This window comes from Candidatus Erwinia haradaeae, from assembly GCF_900698985.1.
Taxonomy (GTDB): Bacteria; Pseudomonadota; Gammaproteobacteria; order Enterobacterales; family Enterobacteriaceae; genus Erwinia_E; species Erwinia_E haradaeae_B.
Window position 1 is genome coordinate 388,029 of sequence record NZ_LR217730.1, and the last position, 21,592, is coordinate 409,620.

A 21,592-nucleotide genomic window follows, 5' to 3' on the forward strand; every position below is an offset into this window, starting at 1 on the left:
TAATTGCTACATATAATTATTTATATAGTAAAAATATTCGGTTTGATATCAGGCATATCGCTTGAGATAGATAAGTTTTTCAGTAATAATAACGATTAAATTTTATATTACTAACCATAATGGTCAGTATGCATCATAACATACCTAATAAGAAGGATGAATTAAGAGGATGGCATGTCACGAAATATTTCTCAAATCATTCTAAAATTTTTTAAGTATAGCCTAGAAAGACTTAGTAGTGAGTATATTGACAGTTGTTAAAAATAAGAATTTTCTTTAGTCAATCTACCTGCACTCGATAAATAAAATAGCTAAATGCATTTAAATATTTTAAAAATATTACTTATTAGCGTATGTTTATTACAGACATAATATAGATTATAGAAGTATAATAAGAAATAAAAATATATAATATTTTATATTAAAATTATCTATAGTACCAATGAATAATTTTTTGTTTAATTAATATTAAGAATAATAATTAGCGCTCAGCATTGAGCGAGGGGTTAATGTTGTATTATAATAAACAAGGAATGATCCATATATGAATTATAAAAAGTTTTTGTATAACGTGGTAATATAATTAAGCGATATAATTACTCTAATGGTGAGATTAGATATTTGCATGGTATGTAATTTTAAAGCATTAATATATATTTATATTATTATAGCATGTATTCGTTTAAAAATATTTCTATCTAGAGGGTGTATTTCATACAAATGTAAATGCTATCTATAGAACTGATTGTTTTTTTTGATAGAATTAAGTATATACGATAATCTATTCTTAAGAGATTTTTAGGTAAACGACAATGATTGATTTAAAAAAAATTGAAAGTCTAGCTCGTCAGGTTCATAGCGCAATGCCGATAAGTGTAAGAGATGTTGGGTATGATATGGAAAAGAAAATTCGGCAGATCCTTCAGTCACAATTAATGCAACTAGATTTAGTTAGCCGTACAGAGTTTGATGTTCAAGTTCAAGCTTTATTGCGCATGAGAGAAAAACTCTCTGCTCTAGAACAGCGTTTAGTAATACTGGAAAAACAGTTATCATAATATCATTGAAGTTTTATGGTAATTGTTTTAATGTTTTTTATCTTTAGTTCTATCAAGAAAAAAAGTATACGGCACGATAAACGAATCTCATTTATAAGAATAAACTATTCAAGTTGCGTAGTTTTAATAAGAGATGTATAGATAACTTTTTTCTTACTATAATGTAAGTTACAAAATAATACTATTGTTATGATTACTGTTAATGGTTTGGATTGATTAAAGATATCTAATACTAAAATCTTATCTCATTCTATATTATATGTGAATAAAACAGAGGTAATATGATGTAATAAAAGGATTCTAAAGTTATGCTAAAACACTAACTTAAGAATTAATAGTGGTTATTTATAGTTAAGATCGTGGGTATTTCTTTTTAGTATCATATTGTGATAATGTTACTATTAAATAAATATTGTTATATTGTATTATATTTTCAACGTAAACAGTATAATTTTAAGATAAAAATACTGATATCTTATCAATTACAAATAATAATGGAAGTCTGTAATGATCTGGATAGATTATATTATATTAGCGATTATTTCTTGTTCAGCTTTTGTAAGTTTGAGGCGTGGTTTCATTAAAGAAGTGCTATCTCTCGTAATCTGGGTTCTGGCATTATTTATTGCTTATTATTATTATAATTTCTTATCTAATTGGTTAACGATAGTAGGATTACATAATACTTTAGTTTGTAACGGAATAGCTATAACATCTTTATTTGTTGGGGCGCTAACAGTAGGAGCTATTGCAAGTTCTATTATGGGGCGCTTAGTATTAGAAACTGGATTCTCAGGTACAGATCAAGTTCTCGGAATATGCTTTGGAGGATTACGGGGTATTATAATTGTTTCATTAATGCTTTTTTTCTTAGACACATTTACTGATTTGAATACAATGCTAGATTGGGAAAAATCTCAACTTGCTCCAAAGTTTATATGTCTAATGCATTGGATTTTAAGTTATTTCAAAGACACATCAATTTTTATGCCACGGTAAGCCTGTTATTGTTCAGCTTATGAGGAACGATTAATATGTGCGGTATTGTTGGGATTGCAGGTTTTATGCCAGTAAACCAATCTATTTATGATGCATTAACAGTGTTACAACATCGCGGACAAGATGCTGCCGGTATTGTGACTCTTGATGACTTAAACTGTTTTCATATGAGAAAAGCAAATGGATTAGTAAGCGCTGTATTTAATCTTCGTCATATGCGACGTATGCAAGGTAATATGGGTATCGGGCATGTCCGTTACCCTACAGCTGGTAGCTGTAGTGCGTCTGAGGCGCAGCCTTTTTACGTAAATTCTCCATATGGCATTACTCTTGCTCATAATGGAAATATTACAAATTCGCATATATTGCGTAAAGAGTTGTTTGAAGATAGTCATCGTCATGTAAATACCACTTCGGATTCAGAAATTTTACTTAATATTTTTGCGCAAGAAATAAATCGTTTTGAAGTGCACAGGCTTTCTTCAGAAAATATTTTTTCAGCCGTTTCTAAACTGCATCAGAAAGTTCGTGGCGCTTATGCATGTGTGGCGATGATTATTGGTCATGGGTTAGTTGCATTTCGTGATCCTAATGGAATCCGTCTATTGGTAATTGGTGAACGTCAAAGAGCTGATGGTCGTGTTGAACATATAGTAGCTTCTGAAAGCGTTGCATTAGATATGCTAGGTTTTAAAATTTTACGTGATGTAGAACCTGGAGAAGCGGTGTACATTACAGTTAGCGGTCAATTATTTAGCCAGCAGTGTTCTGAGAATCCACAGTGCAATCCGTGTTTATTTGAGTATGTTTATTTTGCGCGTCCAGACTCATTTCTTGATAAGATTTCTGTATATAGCGCTAGAGTACGTATGGGCACTAAACTTGGTCTTAAAATTTCTAGAGAATGGAAAAATTACACTATTGATGTAGTTATTCCAATTCCTGAAACATCTTGCGATATAGCATTAGAGATGGCGCGTATTCTTAACAAACCGTATAGACAAGGATTTGTCAAAAATCGTTATGTAGGTCGCACCTTTATTATGCCAGGGCAGCACTTGCGTCGTGGTGCCGTAAGGCGTAAATTAAACGCTAATCGCGCTGAATTCTGTGGTAAAAATGTACTGTTAGTAGATGATTCTATTGTGCGTGGAACTACTTCAGAACAAATCATTGAAATGGCACGTGAAGCGGGGGCAAATCAGGTTTACCTAGCTTCAGCAGCCCCGGAAATTCGCTTTCCCAATGTTTATGGTATTGATATACCAAATGCCCAAGAACTTATTGCTCATGGAAGAAATATAGAAGAAATTCGTCAGTTAATAGGTGCTGATGCATTAATCTTTCAAGACTTAACAGATTTAATCGAAGCTGTTCGAGAAGATAATCTTAAAATTAAACGATTTGAATGCTCTGTATTTGATGGTATTTACATTACTCAAGATATTGATAAGGAATATCTTGAGTATTTGCAATTATTACGTAATGATGATGCTAAAAAATTACAGCGTCAAAATGACATGGAAAGTTTGGAAATATATAATGAAACATAAAAGAGAATTATTGTAACTATAGTGTAGTAATGTTATAAATTATATTTTTATAGTTAGTAATGGAGCATTGGTTAAGTTTTATGGAAGTTTCATGTTGTTTATAGTGAATATTTTCAGATAACAAAATTATTATTTTTAATATTTTTGCTGCAGATCTACCCGATATCGCTATACGAGATTATAAAACAAAATTTTATTTTTTATTCATAGTTAATTCAATATTACAGCCGTATTTTATAAAAATAATACTATTATATTATATTATAAATATGTAAAATGATAGAAACCTACAATAGTTATTTATTAAATATAAATTTTTAATATATTATGAGATTTCATTATTACACGAAATAGATATATTTTTTCTAAAATATTTATTGTTTTAGTGTTTTATGTACATAATGAATCTAAAATTAGTTTTTATAAAAATAGTCTGATCATCAAAATAGTATCTATAACGTAGGTTTTTGATTGTTTGGTTTTTACAAGCAATCAGGGATTAATCTATATTATAGATAAACTCTTTAAAAGTATATTCCAATAAGTATTTTCAGATAAAAATTATTTAATTTAAGTATTGTAGTTTTTAGGAGCTCTTATATTTTTTAAAAGATATATTACGATTAATAAAGAATTCATTTGGTACACTTAATACACGGGTTGATTGATAAGGCATTATTATATTAGATGCCTTGTATTATTAGTCATGCTGTATAGGAGAACACGATATGAAAAGACTCATTCTTGGAATTTCTGGTGCCAGTGGAGTGATTTATGGTGTACGCGTTTTACAAGTTTTACAGAAGGTGCATGATATTGAAACACATATTATAATAACTAAGGCAGCATCTAAAACTCTCCTTTTAGAGAGTGATTACTCGGTACAGGATATATATAAAATGGCTGATGTAGTGCATGATGTCAGTGATATCACAGCTAGTATTTCTTCTGGTTCTTTTAAAACAATGGGTATGATAGTTTTACCATGCTCTATAAAAACTTTATCTGGTATTGTCTATAGCTCTCAGGATGGGTTGCTGATCCGTGCTGCTGATGTAGTATTAAAAGAAAAGCGTCGATTGGTGTTAGGTGTTCGCGAAACCCCCTTGCATCTTGGCCATTTGCGTATGATGACTGTGGCAGCCGAAATGGGAGCGATTATTATGCCTCCAGTGCCAGCATTTTATCATCGCCCTAATAATTTAATGCATATTATTAATCAAACGGTAAACCGCATATTAGATCAATTTGATATTCAATTAGAAAATGATCTTTTTATGCGCTGGAAGTAAGTTTGGTATCTGTGTGATATATTTTATAATATAAATATTATAAAAAAGTGTTATATGAAATCTAAAGTTGATTTAATAGGATACAATTCTTTATTCTTAGAAGAGTTTGAGATTTGTCATCTAGGTTTTTATTTTTTTATTTTGCAATATATTATATTTTATATAATATATCTAATATTATTTAATTTAGATAAAAGTTAATATTATGGTATATACATTAATGTATATTATAGTGTTATCTTAAGTATTATATAGAAATTATTTATACTAACCCTAGTATAAGTTATTCGTCCATAAGACATATAATATTAATATATTAGTTAAAAATCTGATTTATATAGAGTAATATTAATAAAATATATTAATGATATTAACTTTCTTGCAGGTTTAGTAATTAAAATCCACTACGGATTATAAAATAATTTGTAAAAATATACTTCTCGTAAGAGAGTATATAAAATATTTTTTCTCCTATAATTTTAAAAGAAGATATACGAATCACCATAATTCATCATCTAATAATGGGCATGCAGAATGTATATACATATTTAGTGCGGCCTTTATAATCTTCACTATCTATATGACAATAATCAGTTATTGATTAACATTTATTATAAATATCAATTATTAGTGCTCTGTGGAAGTATTTTTAGTGATTTAAATGATTTTTATGAATGACTTATATAGATGCATAGATCATAGAATTTATAGATTTATTATTAATGATAATAAAATTATCATGTCATATTATTTTAATACTGATTATTTATATATTTCTCGGATATTTAAAGAGATCTAAATTTATTTTATATACTTGTAATATATTCATTGCATAAAGTTATTAGAGTTTCTAATAGAATGATATAAAGAGACATCTTTGATGAGAGTATTTTATAATATAAATTTATTCTACCATTCTATCAGCTATTTTCATTAATAACATTTTAATAATTTTTTTATGTGATGTTTTTATATATAAAAATAGTTATCAGATAGTAAAATTATGCTACTGATATAGTATAATACAGTATTTACGCATGATAGTATAATTAAAAATAGTTTTTACTTTATATCTCTGATTGATAATGGATTTAATAATAAAATTATTAAAGGAGAAGAGAGAGTGTGCAATGAAAAATATTCTATTACTATTATTAGTTACTATATTAACTTTTAATGCAAGCGCTTCTCTATTAATAAACAGTAAAAAGTATACCAGTCTCGATCAACCTATTATTAGCGTTCCTCATGTCCTTGAATTTTTTTCATTTTATTGTCCTCATTGTTATGAGTTTGAAAAAGAATGGTGTTCTAATCAGACTGTTCAGAAAAATTTTCCGAGACATAGTAAACTAATTAAGTATCATATTGTTAATTTTGGCGGGGAGATGGGTCATACCTTAACCCGAGCATGGGCTATTGCCATGGTAATGGGGGTAGAAGAGAAGGTAATTTTGCCTATTTTTGAAGGAGTTCTTATTACAAAGAGCATTATTGATCAAGCTTCCTTAAAAAAAGTGTTTATTCGATCAACTGGAATACAGGAAGAACAATATGATACTATATGGAGTAGTCCAGTAATCGATAAATTATATGAACAACAAGGTAGAGTGGCGTGCAATATTCATCTTAAAGGAGTACCGACAATTATTATACACGGAAAATATATGGTTAATGGTGATGAACTTGATACGAGCTCTATAGCTACTTATGTTCAGGAATACGCTAATGTAGTTCAATTTTTACTGAATAAGAAGTAATATATTGTTGATACGAAGAGAATATAATAATTGTTATATTAATAATAAATATAACAATATTGATTATGTGCAGTAGAGTGTACTAAATATTTTTAATATTTAATTAATAAAAATGATGATTTTTAATATATTTTACCCTTCTTATTATATTTTTAGAAAAAACACAATCTAATAAGATGATCTTTAGAAGGGATTGAATATGAGTCTTTTTCTTGAGGATAGATATAGATTTTTAATAAATCAAGTATTAATTTTTTTGCAATAAGCATCAGAAGTTTATATTTCTTATTTTATAAGAAAGATGATGTTCTTGATTTTATATATAAAATAAGATTTTTTTTAAAAAATACATAAAAAGATCGCATTTATACATCAATGATATAAGAATTTAGTTTAAGTATATACACATAAGCTTCAAAGTTAGCAGAGTCTGATCAGTATATTATATATTTAGCTATCATATGTGTATGCTACTCATTATCAGAGCTATGTATGTTTGATTTTTTCTGATCTTTATAGATCAATATTTTTTATTTTCTTAGAAAAATTAAATGATAGCATCATTTACAGATTCAGGGTATTTAATAATCATTAAATGATACATTTTTACTCTTACATGCAGGTAGATACTTATTAGTGATATTATTATAAATATAGACTCTTGTGTGGACTCATGCTTGGAGTTTGAATTTAGTTTATAAAATATTAAATTTTTCTGATATCTTGGATTGCATTACAAGATAGATTACTTAGGATGGCTGATAATTTTTGGCCATTTGGTAAACAAATTTTTGGAGCAATCTCAAGAAGAGGTATGAGCATAAAAGCACGATTATGCATATCATAGTGTGGTATTGTTAATTCAGGTGTTTTAAGTGTTATATTATTGAATAGCATAATATCAATATCTATTATACGAGCCCCCCATCGAAGCTCCGATCGAATACGTCCTTGTTTTATTTCAATATCTTTGGTGCTATTTAGTAGTTCTTCAGGATCTAGATATGTATCAAGAGCTACTGCTATATTATAGAAATGAGGTTGATTTGTTAGACCATAAGATGGAGTTTCATAGAATAGAGATGTAGAAACAATGTTAGATTTTTGAATAGATGCTACTTTATTCAGAGCATTCTTAATCTGTTGTAGTGGGTGGGAAAGATTGCTGCCTAATGAAAGATATACGCGATGCATTTTAATAATCACTATTTTTAGTTATTTTTGTATGATATAAATCAGTGAGTGAATATGCACATATTGGCTGCTTTTTATATGAATTAACTAGATGACACTCGAGTATTTGAAGCATTATCTTTTGTTCTGGCAGTTCAGATACCTGGAACTTAAGCCACCATGCGCTTAGATTCTGCAAATCATGATTTTTTTCTATTTGAGCTCTCATTTTGAGAAGATGGTATGCAGCTCGAAATGTTGGATGTGCCATAATCGTGAATGCTCGTTTCCCTTGTCGGCGAGTTAAACGAAACTGTAGTTGCCAGATTTCTCGTACTAATGTAGTAATGCGCTTTGGTATGGCTAAAGCTTGATTTGCTTTTTCTAAGATATTATTCATAGATAATATAAAAGCATCGTAATAGTTAAGGTTTTTTTCTTTAGCAAGTGTGGTGGATATTATTAGTTGTGGATACCAGTACATGGCAGCAAATAAAAATGCTGGATTAACGCGCATGTGATTATGGATGCGTATGTCAGTATTCGTGAATACTAGAAGGATCATTTGTTCCATATGACTATTGCCACTTTTAGTAAAGTATTGTGTAATGATCGGAAACAGAGGTTGGAATAATTGATATCTGCATAGCTCAAGATATGTATTATAGCCATAGCCAGTCTGAAAAAGTTTTAATATTTCTTCAAAAAGACGTGCAGGAGGAATATCATATAATAGCGTAGCTAGACGCGGGATTGGTTCTTGAGTTTCATGGGCAATATCCATTCCTAATTTAGCGGAAAATCTCACAACCCGTAGCATACGCACTGGATCTTCGCGATAACGAGTTTCTGCATTACCAATTATACGAATAATTCCTGTCTTAAGATCATTTAGTCCACCCATATAGTCACGGACTGTATAATCAGAGATATTATAATATAGACTATTAATTGTAAGATCACGACGCTGAGCGTCATCTTCAATAGAGCCGAAAATATTATCACGTAATAGCATACCATTTTGAGCACATTGCGCATGATGACGATGATTGGTGTTTTTTGATTCTATTTTGTGATGTCCGCGAAAGGTGGCTACTTCAATAATTTCATCTCCAAACATGATATGGGCGAGGCGGAATCTGCGACCAACTAAACGACAGTTGCGAAATAATTTACGCATTTGGTCCGGTGTGGCATTAGTAGTTATATCGAAATCTTTAGGTTGTTTACCAAGCAATAAATCACGCACTCCACCACCTACGAGGTAAGCTTCGTATCCAAATTTATGAAGACGATGTAATACTTTAAGAGCATTATCGCTAATGTTCTTATGTGAAATATTGTGATGATTTCTGGTAACAATAGCCACTTGGTAGTTTTTTGCTATTTTAGTTGCTATTACCTCTTCGCAACCACGGACTTTTCGACAAAAATTAGCCACTCTGGTAAAAATAGGGCACCTCTATACTAAAATTATCTGATCTATTGCAAGTTAACTATAGCTCAGATGCAAGCCATCAATCATATTAAAAATCCTGGCTGCTGCATGTTGATACATTTTATGTATGATAGTTACAAAAACTTTATATACTTATTTATAGTCTTTATATTGAAATATGATTTTTCATAATATAGTGAAGCCACTAGGATTATTTATTCAATTCTATGAGTACCTATGGCAAACTCTCTGTAAGAGTGTATCCAGACATTGTAGGATCTAGTGAGATAATGTTAAGATAAAAAATAGATATGTGAAATCAATATTAAATTTTTCTATACAGTTATCTTTTATATTATTATACAATAGATAATATCAATTACATAGTTGATATCTTTTATATTTTTATATGAGCGAGTAATATTGCGCATTTTTATATCTATATTGCAGATGATTGATAATATATGTAGATATTTTATAAGTATGCTTTGTATTACCTATGGTAGGACTTGAATGCTATCCTATATAAATTTTATGTGTAAGTATATTATTTATTATTAGTTTTTTGCGAATATATATAAAGAATTTTGAGATTAGTGATAACTAAAAAATAATAGATTAATTCATTATGTATAGGTTTTTGGTATTTCTGTTTATTATTTTATTAATTATCGTATCACTACAAGTGATGTATTCTATGTATTAAAAATAAACAATTTTATTGTAGAGCACAATAGTATTACAGTACTTTTTAATTCTTAAAAAGAATAATTACACTCTCATATTGTTCTAAACCGTTCTAAGGGTGAGAAAAGCTATGTTAGCAGCTCTGAGAAAATAAAGAAATTAAGGTAGCTTAAATTTTTTATATAATTTTATATTTTTTATTGTATATACAAATAGAAGAGATTTAATTATTTTGTTTTTAAGTAAGTTATAGATATATAGTGAGCGTTTTTTACAAAGCTTCTGTAATAAGATTAAGTATGTGTAATGCATAGTGAGATACTAAATTGTACCTAAAATAATTTAAGATATATAACTAGACATCATGCATACATCTTTCTTTTTAAGAGGGTTTTATTTTACAGAAAAAGTGATTAATGTAGTTAGGATTCAGTAAGGTATGTAAAGTTATATCTGAGGATGGTATAAAATTTTTCTCTGAAAAAGTCTATTAGTAATATTCAGAAATATATTTAAGGATCATTGAGTAAGATTATAAAGTTACTTTTATTTTATTAGTTCAATTTTTAATGTGTATTGTTGAGATATGATGTATCGATGTATAATATTAATTATGTATTAATTTGTTTTTATAAAAACACACAGATTACATATAATGTATAGCAATATTATATATAAGGATTTTATTTTGTAGTAAATCATCTAGATTTTTTTGAGATTATTAATGTTTAATGATTTATATAATTAATTTTTTATTAGGATAAGTTAGTTACTGTGAAAAATTCAATAAGAGCGCTATCATTAAGTTTATATATTTTCATTTTTTAAATATTTTTTAAATAATAGTTCGAATAACTTAAAATTATCAAAAATATAATATAAAAATTTTTTTATAAATTAAATTTTATAAATAACATACATATGTTATTAGGATAGCTCATCGGTAGGATAATGGTTATTTTGGTATAGACACTGGTTTATAAATAATTTGCGAAATATGTATTATAATGTGCTATAATAATTTTATTACTTTTAACTTTTTGCTTAAAAATGGTATCTATAATTTATTATATTCAATTATTTTTAGTAAATAAATAAAAGATAATATTCTAAAAATTTTATAATATGTAATTTTATATTTAAAGATAAAGTTAAATTAATCTTAAGTATATTAAAATAATATTTTACTTAATATTAATTTTAGATAATTTTACTACTATATTTTATTATATTACATATATATCAATATGTATTGTTTAGTTTATATGAAATTTTCAAATATATTTTTATATTTTTTATATATATGAAACTTTACAGATTTTATTATAATTTTAATTATTATTTAGTTTGTTTAGATACTTTCAATATCTATCATAATAAATGATAAGTTATCAATATATTTAGATATTTTTCATAAATATATGAGAGATAGCGCATAACTATAAAACAACAGTTAATTAAAGATTAGTTATGGATTTTTAATGGTAATTAGTAAAATACTAATAATGTAAGATAATATTTTAATTATTATATTTTATATATTTACTTAAAATTTTAAAATAAAAGAATGACGTTATATTAATATGTAATGAAAATATTTATGTAATATTTTTATTAAAAATTGTAAAATCTATATATATTTATTATATATTAAATATGTTTATTTAACATATTTTATAAAATTTTAACTATTAAAAATATTTCTTTCATTTAATTAATTTATCATATTAATAATAATATATTCAGTTTAAATAAATTTTTAAATATTATTTACCAAATAATTGATTTAGTTTTATTTTATCGTTAGATTATAATTTGTTATTTAGTCAATTGTAAAATAAAAATAATTATAGTGTTTTTTAATTGAACTACATGTGCTATATATTTTGTATTATAACTAACTATAAAAAAATCATAAATTTTACATCACATCATTATACTTTTAGAGTTATATTCTGATTTGATGTATATAATCAATTCTTAATTAGATAAATATTATCGATAATGCTTTTATTGATTATTTTTTTATTGAATAATTATATTAATTTGTTGATTTTATAATTATTGATTTTAAGGTATTTTTTGTTTGATTAATTTTTTTATATTCTTGATTTTCTCTAACTACGATAGAGATTGGCCTGATTATTTAAATGTAAGCAATATATAGTGCTTTGATTATTTCACTAAAAAAATTCTAAGAATATTAGAGATCGTCATCTTATTAGTGTTTATAGTGATGATGGTGTTTTTTTCATATTTCAAGACTTTTATATATAAAATAAGATAGCTATTATATAAAAAAAGACCTAAAAATGTCGATTATAAAGTATTTCTATATATTTTATAATATACATATTGCAATATAAAGACAATTTTTATCTTTTGTTTTGACTAAATGATTAGTGATATTCTTTATCATATATTTAATAAGTGTTATGTACAGACCATTTATAACTGATGGTTTTTTGCTTTTTTTACAATAAAAATCATCCACTTGTTTTTATTATTAATTTAACTATCTATATATAAGATCAAAATCAAACTAGTCAAGTGTCTTATCTAGTTAGTGATTATATTATCAAATATGTTGGAGTATAATACTAATAAAATACTAGAAATATTACAGAATGTATCATAAAATGTAAATGTATCATAAAATGTATATGAATTTTTAAGATTTTAGTTAGTTTGTTTTTAAAAATAGATAGTGAATGAAATCTATATTTTGTCAGAATAGTTTTGTATATTTTATCTTTGTGAGATATTAAGATATGATCTTTTAAATGATAATTAGAAGATTTATTAATAACTCACAAGCCTTATATCTCAGTAAGATATATAAAGTAAGATTAATAAAAGCAGATGATATATATCTCAGTAGTTTAGATATGTTTTTTATTATATTATGAAAAATAATTTATTTTATTGATTTTTATTCAGATCAAAATAAAATTTTAAGTAATGTATTATTTCTAAATAGTTTATATTTTTAAAAAATGTTATTTTTTTTATTTTTGAGCGAGTTTTTGATATTTCTTTTTAGTTTTTAAAATTTCTAAAGAATATATTATATATGTAATTTAATGAGAGTATAGTGGTAAAATTAGATAGTGCAATCAGTTATTGTTATCTGTACTGTATGTTACTGAGGATATGAAAAAATTAAAAGATAAAATCTTTTGTGTTTACTATAGAATCTCTTTCTTTATAATTTTTCTAATTCTAGACTAGTTAAAAATATTTATGACTTTAACTTTATTATAGATTATAAATATAACTTATAAAAATATTTATTATCGTATATATACATAGATATTAGATATATTAATTTTTTAGCAGATTGCTTTAATAAATATGAATGCTAGGTACAATATAAAAAATTATTCAATAGATGTCTGGATTGTTTAGACTATCAGAGAGATTAAACTCATTTAATAATAATGAAACGATATTTTTTGAAAGAGTTTTTAATTGAAAATAAGTGAAGTTTATTTATATATATGAACTTTAATATATTATAATATTTAATTATCACTCGAATAATACATTGACAAAGCGAGTCATTTTGATTTATTTAATAGTAGATAATATTCTTATTTAAGAATATTTTATATGTGCATTGAATATCTTAGTGACCGGTGTGTTTTGAATATTAGCATCGTCCTTTGCATAATTGAGGTAAAATATAATGTTAATCATAGCGAATATTCACTAATTTGATAATATCAAAGTGACATCCAACGTAACATGTCCTTTAACAATCTTCCCTAAATTAGGTATTGTATGATTTTTTTTAAATATTTGTAGAAATATAGAATTTAAAATGTTTAAGGGATCTTTCATAATAGAAAGATATACTGGCATAATAAAGATCAAATTATTCTAATATATTAAAAGAATAATCAATATTTAAAGCCATAGATTTGGCTGACTTTATTTATAATTTGTACTTTTCTTTGTTTAAAATAATTTTACACAATGTAAATTTTGTTTAAGCTTACTTTATTAAAATATTTTCTATTTAAAGAAAATCTATTTATAGTAATTAAAATAAAGATCTCTTTCTTATCTAAAGTATGGCTTATTTTTGTAGTATTAGATCTTAAAAAGAATTAAAGTTAAGGATAAAATTTTTTATTTTTTCTAGGATTATAAAATATAAATTGTATAATATAGTATGGATTATTGTTAACAAGTCTAATTATGAACGAACGTTAAATATATCAATGAGTGATTAATGTGATAACCTAAGATTAAGACAATCTTTGATATAATATTTTTTTATTCTTATATATGATAAATACGCTTTATGATCTCTAATCTAATTAGCATTATAGATATTTATAATAAAAATATCACTATTTGTGCTAAGTATATTAACAGCATTTTTATGAAAAAAATCTTATCTATATGAAGCTTTTTAATAAAAAAATATAATAATTAATGATTAGTCGATAAAATAATATGTGATAAGATAGTCATCTCGTATGCACTATGTCATAGTGTTAAAAACAAAATTTTGATCTATAGTTTATAATAAATATTAATATAAAAATAATTACTGTAATCTGCTGTAATTTTAATGATAAAATATTTCTTCTATTATATTATCTAAAAATTTATATGAGCATCTTATTATTCTTATTCATTAACATTTTTTAATTATGAAGCATAGTAAATATATATAGAAAATAAAATAATGATATTATAATATAATTATAACCTTATTTTGAATTTAACGCGTCAATTATGTAATGATTTTATATCAAATTAATAAATTAGTGATTTTTAATAAAAAAAATATATCAAGAATTTATTATAATTTAAATATTATTTTATAATTACAAAATAAATTAGATAGAAATTATTATTTTTTAAAAATTTTTATCTTATATTTTTGTTTTATATCCTATAATGAATCGTGTGATATAATTTTAATCTATAAGATAAATATCTCATCATATATTTAATACAATTAAATCTATCAACAATATCAAAAATAATAATAATCTAAATTTTTTAGAGAATTTTTTTGTATCAGCACTTCTAGCTTATAATAATTTTTAAAAAGCTTAAAATCATTGCTTTATAAATATAAAATAGTGATATAGAGGGGGTCATTATTTTTGATAGATTCTAAATTTTAATAAATATATTTTTACCTTAGAGATGATCCTGATACTTAGGTTGAGTTTCAAAGTGATAATTTTTTAAAATTTTTCTTATATTTTTATTCTCTAGGTGAATATTATGCTCTTAATATATGTGTAAAAATTATTAATTTTAGTTTTATGTCTCATCTTATAATGATAAATAATTATAATTAAATTTATTATATTTGCAATAATCATTAATAAATTAGTTTAAAAAGTATCATAAGATTAAGTACTAATGTATTATAAAATGTTATTTACTAATATCTTTAATTATTAATCTAAAAGATAGAAATATTAATGTGTTGTTATTATTTATTGTATAATAAGATTATGTCATTTTATTAATTATGGCATTCAGTCTAGTGTAATTTTTAATTTAAAAAGTAAATATTTTTTCATAATTCTAAAAATATCATTTGGTTAAAATATAGGTAAAATTATTACTCTTTTTAGTGAATTATTCTGGAGTGCTAATATCTGGTAGATTATAATGAGTGTAAGATCCAAATAAGAGAAAGAATCTATCAATGTAGACCTATATGTGTTATATCTTTTGCATAGAGATAAAATGGATTATTTATATATCGTTAGAGAGTATAATATATATGATGTTACCATTAGGTTATAAAACTTAAAAGATAACTTATCAGTATAGAATGATGTCTTCTTAATATTTTCGTTTCTAATGGAATATTGTATGAGTCAAATTAGTATTTAGATAGAATTCCTCACTTAGATTTTCTAGAAAGTAGCATAGATCACATGAACAGATCTTTATTATTTCAGGTTACAACTACAATTAAGTAATATTTTTAAGTGATATTTTTTATAACTTAAAGTATAATAATAATTTTGTGTTTTTAATATATAAAATGATTTAAATATCTAACTTAATATGATTATGATAATTTAATTTAAAAATCTAAAAAAACTAAAAGGTTTTTAATTACTATTAGTTATATAATCTTAATATGTATTTCTATTGTCTTTGTTATTAAGAAATAACTACATATATTTTGATTTATTACTCTCTAATATAGCATGCAGATATTTTTATTTTCTGTGATAGATTGAATATGGTATGAGGTACGGCATCAAGCATTCGAGCGTTAGGGAGATAAAAAGATCGTAAATTAGCAAAGATAAGACATTTAAGATGATTCAATTAGATGATACCGCATGAAGGGAGTACTGTAGTGTAATCTACACTATGATAATGTAGTTATTTAGCATAATGTATGAGAGTATGATAATGCTTTTTCTACATCTAAATAATAAGTATTTTTTTATAATGGCATTTTATTTCTTAACATATAAGTTTTATATGCCCATTCGTAGAGTAAATATAGTTTAGCCTCATATCAAGTCTTAACCGTTGCCTCGTTGCCACGTTGAATAAATAATTAGCCGAGATATTTATGTTCGACCATTCTATAAGCGTAGTAATTCTTGCTGCTGGCAAAGGTACTCGCATGCACTCTCAGATACCAAAAGTGCTGCATTTGCTTGCAGGTAAACCTATTGTTCAGTACGTTATAGATAGTGCTAAAGCAATTAATGCAAGAAACATTCATCTAGTTTACGGCTATGGCGGTGATCTTCTAAAAACCACTCTCAAAGATGAATCTTTAAATTGGATTTTTCAAGAAGAACAACTTGGTACGGGTCACGCCATGCAGAAATCTTCATCATATTTTGATGATAATGAAGATATTTTAATGTTATATGGTGATGTTCCTTTAATTTCAAGTGCAACATTATGCCGTCTTCAGATGGCAAAGATAGAAGGTGGTATCGCTTTACTTACGCGAAAATTGGATAACCCAACTGGTTATGGTCGCATTCTCCGTAAAAAGGGGAGAGTAGTTGGAATTATCGAACAACAAGACGCCACACCAGAACAACTACAAATCAATGAGATCAATACAGGTATTCTTTTGGCCGGTGGTGCAGATTTAAAGCGTTGGTTAAGTCAGCTTACCAGCCACAAAGCAATTGGTGAATATTATATCACTGATATTATTGCAATAGCTCACAAGCAAGGCTGTCCTATTATTTCGGTGCATCCTGTAAGCAATATTGAGGCAGGTGGTGTAAACACCCACCTTCAGCTTGCTCAGTTAGAGCGTCTCTATCAAATTGAACAGGCAAAACAATTGCTTTTAGAAGGTGTTACGTTGCAAGACCTTAATCGTTTCGATTTACGTGGTATCTTAAAACATGGTTGTGATATGGTTATTGATTCTAATGTAATCATTGAAGGGAATGTAGTTGTTGGCAACGGAGTTACTATTGGTACTGGATGTTTAATTAAAAATAGTATTATATCTGATAATAGCGTGATTTATCCTTATAGTGTTATTGAAGATTCTTACTTAGGGCCGAGGTCTGTCATTGGGCCATTTGCTCATTTACGTCCAGGGAGTAAATTAGAAGAGGGTTCTTATGTTGGTAATTTTGTAGAATTGAAAAATTCACATCTCGGGATAGGTTCAAAAGCAGGGCATCTAAGTTATATTGGTGACGCAGAGATCGGGAAAAATGTTAATATTGGAGCAGGAACCATTACTTGTAACTATGATGGCGTAAAAAAATCAAAGACTATAATCGGTGATGATGTTTTTATTGGTTCCGGGGCTCATTTTATAGCTCCGGTTCAAGTATCATCTGGTGTTACTATTGCTGCTGGTACTACTATTATAAGAGATATTCCTGATATTGGGTTGGTGTATGATCAAAAAAAACAGATCTTTAATTCTAATTGGAATCGGTTGAAGAAAAAAGAAGAATAATTTTAAAATTGCGCGTTTTATATTTAGAGAATCTCTGCTAAATATATTAAAATCACAATCATCTATTATAATATTGAGGGCGCAATTATATTTTCTGAGAATATCAGGTTAAAAGTATCTGATTACTTCATAATACTATCAGGAATTCATAACTATGTGTGGAATTATTGGTGCCGTTTCCCAGCGAGATATTGCAAAAATTCTTCTTGAAGGGCTTCGTTATCTTGAATATCGTGGTTATGATTCTGCTGGTCTCATGGTAGTTAATTCTACCGGAAAAGCAAACCGTTTGCGCTGTGTTGGAAAAGTGAACAATCTAGTCTGTGCAGCAGAACACGCTGTACTTTTAGGGGAAACTGGTATTGCGCATACACGCTGGGCTACGCATGGAAAACCAGAAGAAAGTAATGCTCACCCACATATCTCGACTAATATTGCAGTAGTGCATAATGGCATTATTGAGAATTATGAGCTATTACGTGACCAATTACGGAATCGGGGTTATACTTTTTTTTCAGAGACGGACACGGAAGTAGTAGCTCATTTAGTACACTGGGAGCAACAAAGGGGAGGTTCATTACTTACAGTAGTACAGCGTATTATCCCAGATCTTTGTGGTACTTATGGGATGGTAATATTGGATACTTACTCTCCTGATAGATTAATTGCTGTTCGTTCTGGCAGTCCTTTAGTGATTGGTTGCGGTATCGATGAAAATTTTATTGTTTCGGACCCTATGGCATTACTATCAGTGACACGTCGCTTTATATATCTAGAAGAAGGAGATATTGCGCAAATTAGCTCTTATGGTATTGAGATTATGGATCGCTGTAATAATATTGTACAGCGTTGCGAAATAGAATTAGATACACATTATGATGCAGGAAATAAAGGTTTATATAGTCATTATATGCAAAAAGAGATTTATGAACAACCTTTGGTGCTGATAAATACGCTCAGTGGTCGTTATAATAATAGTTTAGTTGAGCTTTCGGAGTTTAATGACCAGACTTATTCTCTTTTAAAACAAGTCGAGCATATACAGATTGTAGCATGCGGTACCTCTTATCACGCTGGCATGGTTGCTCGTTATTGGTTTGAGTCGCTAGCTAATATGCCTTGTGATGTTGAAATTGCTTCTGAATTTCGTTATCGAAGATCAGTAGTACGCAAAAATAGTCTATTTATTACTTTATCTCAGTCTGGGGAGACGGCTGATACGTTAGCGGCATTACGTTTATCTAAGAATTTAGGATATCTAGGATCTCTATCTATCTGCAATGTCTCTTCTTCTTCTTTAATACGTGAATCTGATTTTTCGCTCATGACGAAAGCGGGAATAGAAGTTGGGGTAGCATCCACTAAATCTTTTACTACTCAATTAGCTGTTTTGTTGATTTTAGTGGCAAAAATTAGTAGTCTAAAAGGTACGACTTCAAAAGTAGAGAAAGAGATTGTTAATGCTCTACAGATACTACCAGGTTGCATTGAAGAGGTATTATTGCAAGATAAACTCATTTCTAAATTAGCGCAGAATTTTTCTAATAAAAATCATGCTTTATTTCTTGGGCGAGGAGAGCAGTATCCAATAGCTATGGAGGGGGCTCTAAAACTAAAAGAAATCTCTTATATTCATGCTGAAGCTTATGCCGCCGGTGAATTAAAACACGGGCCATTGGCATTAATTGATTCTGAGATGCCTGTAATTGTAGTGGCGCCACAGAATTCACTATTAGATAAATTAAAATCTAATATTGAAGAGGTGCGTGCTAGAGGCGGTCTTCTGTATATTTTTACCAATTCTATCTCTAGTTTTTCAGGTAGCCATAACATACATATTATTCCTTTACCTCATATTCCAGTAGTACTTGAACCTATTGTCTATATTGTACCATTACAGTTGTTAAGTTATTATATTGCTCTCATGCGAGGCACTGATTTAGATAAGCCGCGTAACTTAGCAAAATCAGTAACGGTAGAATAATGTTTTCTCTTTTTTAAACATCAAAACAACATAATAGTATCAAGAGATCATAAGTCGATGCTCATAAGTTAAAATAGTGAGCTTGTGTATCATTTTAAGTATTTTAATTTATTTTCTGTATAGATATAATATAGTTATATTGATGATAGTTATTCTAAATACCTATCATTTTTTCAGGTTTAACCCAGGTATCAAATTGAGCTTCTGTTACAAAGCCAAGTTGTACTGCAGATTCTTTTAGTGTTAACCCTTCTTTATTAGCTTTTTGAGCAATTTTAGCTGATTTATCATAACCGATATGCGAACTAAGAGCTGTGACGAGCATTAATGACTCATCAAGTAATTTACTAATGCGATGATGATTGGGTTGGATACCTAATGCGCAATGCCGATTTAAACTATTTATTCCATCAGATAATATGCGTAAGGACTGTAAAAGATTATATATTACCATAGGTCTATACACATTTAATTCAAAGTTACCGGATGCTCCACCTATGTTAATTGCTACGTCATTTCCTATTACTTGGCAGCATATCATGGTTACCGCTTCACATTGAGTAGGATTTGTCTTACCTGGCATAATGGAGCTTCCAGGTTCATTTCCAGGAATATTAATCTCACCAATACCACATCTTGGACCAGAAGATAACCATCGAATATCGTTAGAAATTTTCATTAGAGCAGCTGATAGACTTTTTAGGGCGCCATGAGCATGGACTATAGCATCACAAGTTGCTAATGCCTCAAACTTATTCGGCGCTGTAACAAATTTTGTTTTGGTTAGCGCGACAATTTCATTGACCATACGGCAGGCATATTCAGGATGAGCATTTAGACCGTTACCTACAGCTGTGCCTCCTATCGCCAGTTCTGATAAATGTGGTATGCTTTTTTGAATATGGACCAGATTGTGTTGAAGCATTGATGTCCAACCTGAGATCTCTTGCCCAAGAGTTAATGGGGTGGCATCTTGTAAATGAGTACGACCAATTTTTACAATATCTTTAAAGGCTTTAGATTTATGATATAGTGTCGTATGGAGCGCTTTTATGGCTGGTATTAGATTTTTTTTTATTGCTAAGACCGCTGAAATATGCATGGCGGTCGGAAAGACATCATTAGAGCTCTGACTGTGATTGACTTCATCATTTGGATGAATCAATCGAGACATTCCACGCTCTCCTCCAAGAAGTTCACTGGCACGATTAGCAAGTACTTCATTCATGTTCATATTTGTTTGCGTGCCAGATCCGGTTTGCCAAACAGAGAGTGGGAACTCCTGATAATGTTTTTTGGCTAGTACTTCATCAGCTGCTAATATAATAGCTGCGGCGTGAGTAGACTTTATTAAACCGAGCTCTTGATTAACTTTTGCGGCTGCACGTTTAGTGAGTGCTATTGCATATACAAGCTCTTCTGGCATTGTTTCTGTGGAAATACAAAAATATTTTAAAGAACGCTGTGTTTGTGCACCCCAGAGCTGATTTATAGGAACCTCAATAGTACCCATAGAGTCCTGTTCAATGCGGGTTGTATACATTTTGATCCTCTATAGGAAAAATATAGTGATTGCGGTAGATAATTGGAAGTATATACATGATACGCTCACTAGATATTTATTACTTAGAATTAGTCTATTAGCATAATTAACATAATTAGCATAATTAACATGCTATGCTATATATTTATATATATGC

9 protein-coding genes and 1 pseudogene are annotated in these 21,592 nt (G+C 27.7%); 7 read left to right on the forward strand and 3 right to left on the reverse strand.

Annotation, left to right across the window (positions count from 1 at the left end; all coding sequences use genetic code 11):
• Positions 1 to 812: 812 nt before the first annotated feature.
• The 5 genes and pseudogenes from ubiK to ERCIPSPA2889_RS01190 all read left to right on the forward strand — a co-directional run.
• Positions 813 to 1,049, forward strand: a pseudogene (ubiK, locus tag ERCIPSPA2889_RS01170) (ubiquinone biosynthesis accessory factor UbiK); the annotation flags it as partial.
• Between the two features lie 516 nt (positions 1,050 to 1,565).
• Positions 1,566 to 2,057 carry a CvpA family protein gene (locus ERCIPSPA2889_RS01175; RefSeq protein ID WP_157989050.1) on the forward strand — a complete coding sequence of 164 codons (492 nt, stop codon included), beginning with the start codon at positions 1,566 to 1,568 and terminating at the stop codon, positions 2,055 to 2,057.
• Positions 2,058 to 2,092: 35 nt separating this feature from the next.
• Positions 2,093 to 3,610: an amidophosphoribosyltransferase gene (gene purF, locus ERCIPSPA2889_RS01180; RefSeq protein WP_157989051.1), complete on the forward strand. Its 1,518-nt coding sequence runs from the start codon at positions 2,093 to 2,095 to the stop codon at positions 3,608 to 3,610.
• A gap of 728 nt (positions 3,611 to 4,338) precedes the next feature.
• On the forward strand, positions 4,339 to 4,902 hold the full coding sequence (locus ERCIPSPA2889_RS01185; RefSeq protein ID WP_157989052.1) for a UbiX family flavin prenyltransferase: 564 nt from the start codon (positions 4,339 to 4,341) through the stop codon (positions 4,900 to 4,902).
• Between the two features lie 1,130 nt (positions 4,903 to 6,032).
• The gene (locus ERCIPSPA2889_RS01190) at positions 6,033 to 6,662 is read left to right on the forward strand and encodes a DsbA family protein (protein WP_157989053.1); all 630 of its coding nucleotides are present in this window, start codon (positions 6,033 to 6,035) and stop codon (positions 6,660 to 6,662) included.
• 705 nt (positions 6,663 to 7,367) lie between these two features.
• On the opposite strand, the gene folK is transcribed toward ERCIPSPA2889_RS01190, so the two are convergent.
• Complete coding sequence (gene folK, locus ERCIPSPA2889_RS01195) at positions 7,368 to 7,856, reverse strand: 2-amino-4-hydroxy-6-hydroxymethyldihydropteridine diphosphokinase (RefSeq protein ID WP_157989054.1); 489 nt, start codon at positions 7,854 to 7,856, stop codon at positions 7,368 to 7,370.
• Between the two features lies 1 nt (position 7,857).
• Positions 7,858 to 9,288, reverse strand: a complete 1,431-nt coding sequence (pcnB, locus tag ERCIPSPA2889_RS01200) for a polynucleotide adenylyltransferase PcnB (RefSeq protein ID WP_157989416.1) — start codon at positions 9,286 to 9,288, stop codon at positions 7,858 to 7,860.
• Positions 9,289 to 16,534: 7,246 nt separating this feature from the next.
• Here pcnB and glmU point away from each other — a divergent pair.
• Together glmU and glmS are read left to right on the forward strand one after the other, a co-directional pair.
• Positions 16,535 to 17,908, forward strand: coding sequence for a bifunctional UDP-N-acetylglucosamine diphosphorylase/glucosamine-1-phosphate N-acetyltransferase GlmU (gene glmU, locus ERCIPSPA2889_RS01205; RefSeq protein WP_157989055.1), 1,374 nt, complete (start codon positions 16,535 to 16,537; stop codon positions 17,906 to 17,908).
• 154 nt (positions 17,909 to 18,062) lie between these two features.
• Positions 18,063 to 19,892 carry a glutamine--fructose-6-phosphate transaminase (isomerizing) gene (glmS, locus tag ERCIPSPA2889_RS01210; protein ID WP_157989056.1) on the forward strand — a complete coding sequence of 610 codons (1,830 nt, stop codon included), beginning with the start codon at positions 18,063 to 18,065 and terminating at the stop codon, positions 19,890 to 19,892.
• 154 nt (positions 19,893 to 20,046) lie between these two features.
• Here the strand turns inward: glmS and fumC are convergent, their stop codons facing one another.
• Positions 20,047 to 21,435, reverse strand: coding sequence for a class II fumarate hydratase (fumC, locus tag ERCIPSPA2889_RS01215; protein WP_157989057.1), 1,389 nt, complete (start codon positions 21,433 to 21,435; stop codon positions 20,047 to 20,049).
• Between the last annotated feature and the right edge of the window lie 157 nt (positions 21,436 to 21,592).

Bases quoted from the DNA above. Each gene is read 5' to 3' on its own strand.
- glmS (WP_157989056.1), top strand. From the start codon at position 18,063: ATGTGTGGAATTATTGGTGCCGTTTCCCAGCGAGATATTGCAAAAATT.
- fumC (WP_157989057.1), bottom strand. From the start codon at position 21,435: ATGTATACAACCCGCATTGAACAGGACTCTATGGGTACTATTGAGGTT.
- glmU (WP_157989055.1), top strand. From the start codon at position 16,535: ATGTTCGACCATTCTATAAGCGTAGTAATTCTTGCTGCTGGCAAAGGT.
- ERCIPSPA2889_RS01185 (WP_157989052.1), top strand. From the start codon at position 4,339: ATGAAAAGACTCATTCTTGGAATTTCTGGTGCCAGTGGAGTGATTTAT.
- ERCIPSPA2889_RS01175 (WP_157989050.1), top strand. From the start codon at position 1,566: ATGATCTGGATAGATTATATTATATTAGCGATTATTTCTTGTTCAGCT.
- ERCIPSPA2889_RS01190 (WP_157989053.1), top strand. From the start codon at position 6,033: ATGAAAAATATTCTATTACTATTATTAGTTACTATATTAACTTTTAAT.
- purF (WP_157989051.1), top strand. From the start codon at position 2,093: ATGTGCGGTATTGTTGGGATTGCAGGTTTTATGCCAGTAAACCAATCT.
- folK (WP_157989054.1), bottom strand. From the start codon at position 7,856: ATGCATCGCGTATATCTTTCATTAGGCAGCAATCTTTCCCACCCACTA.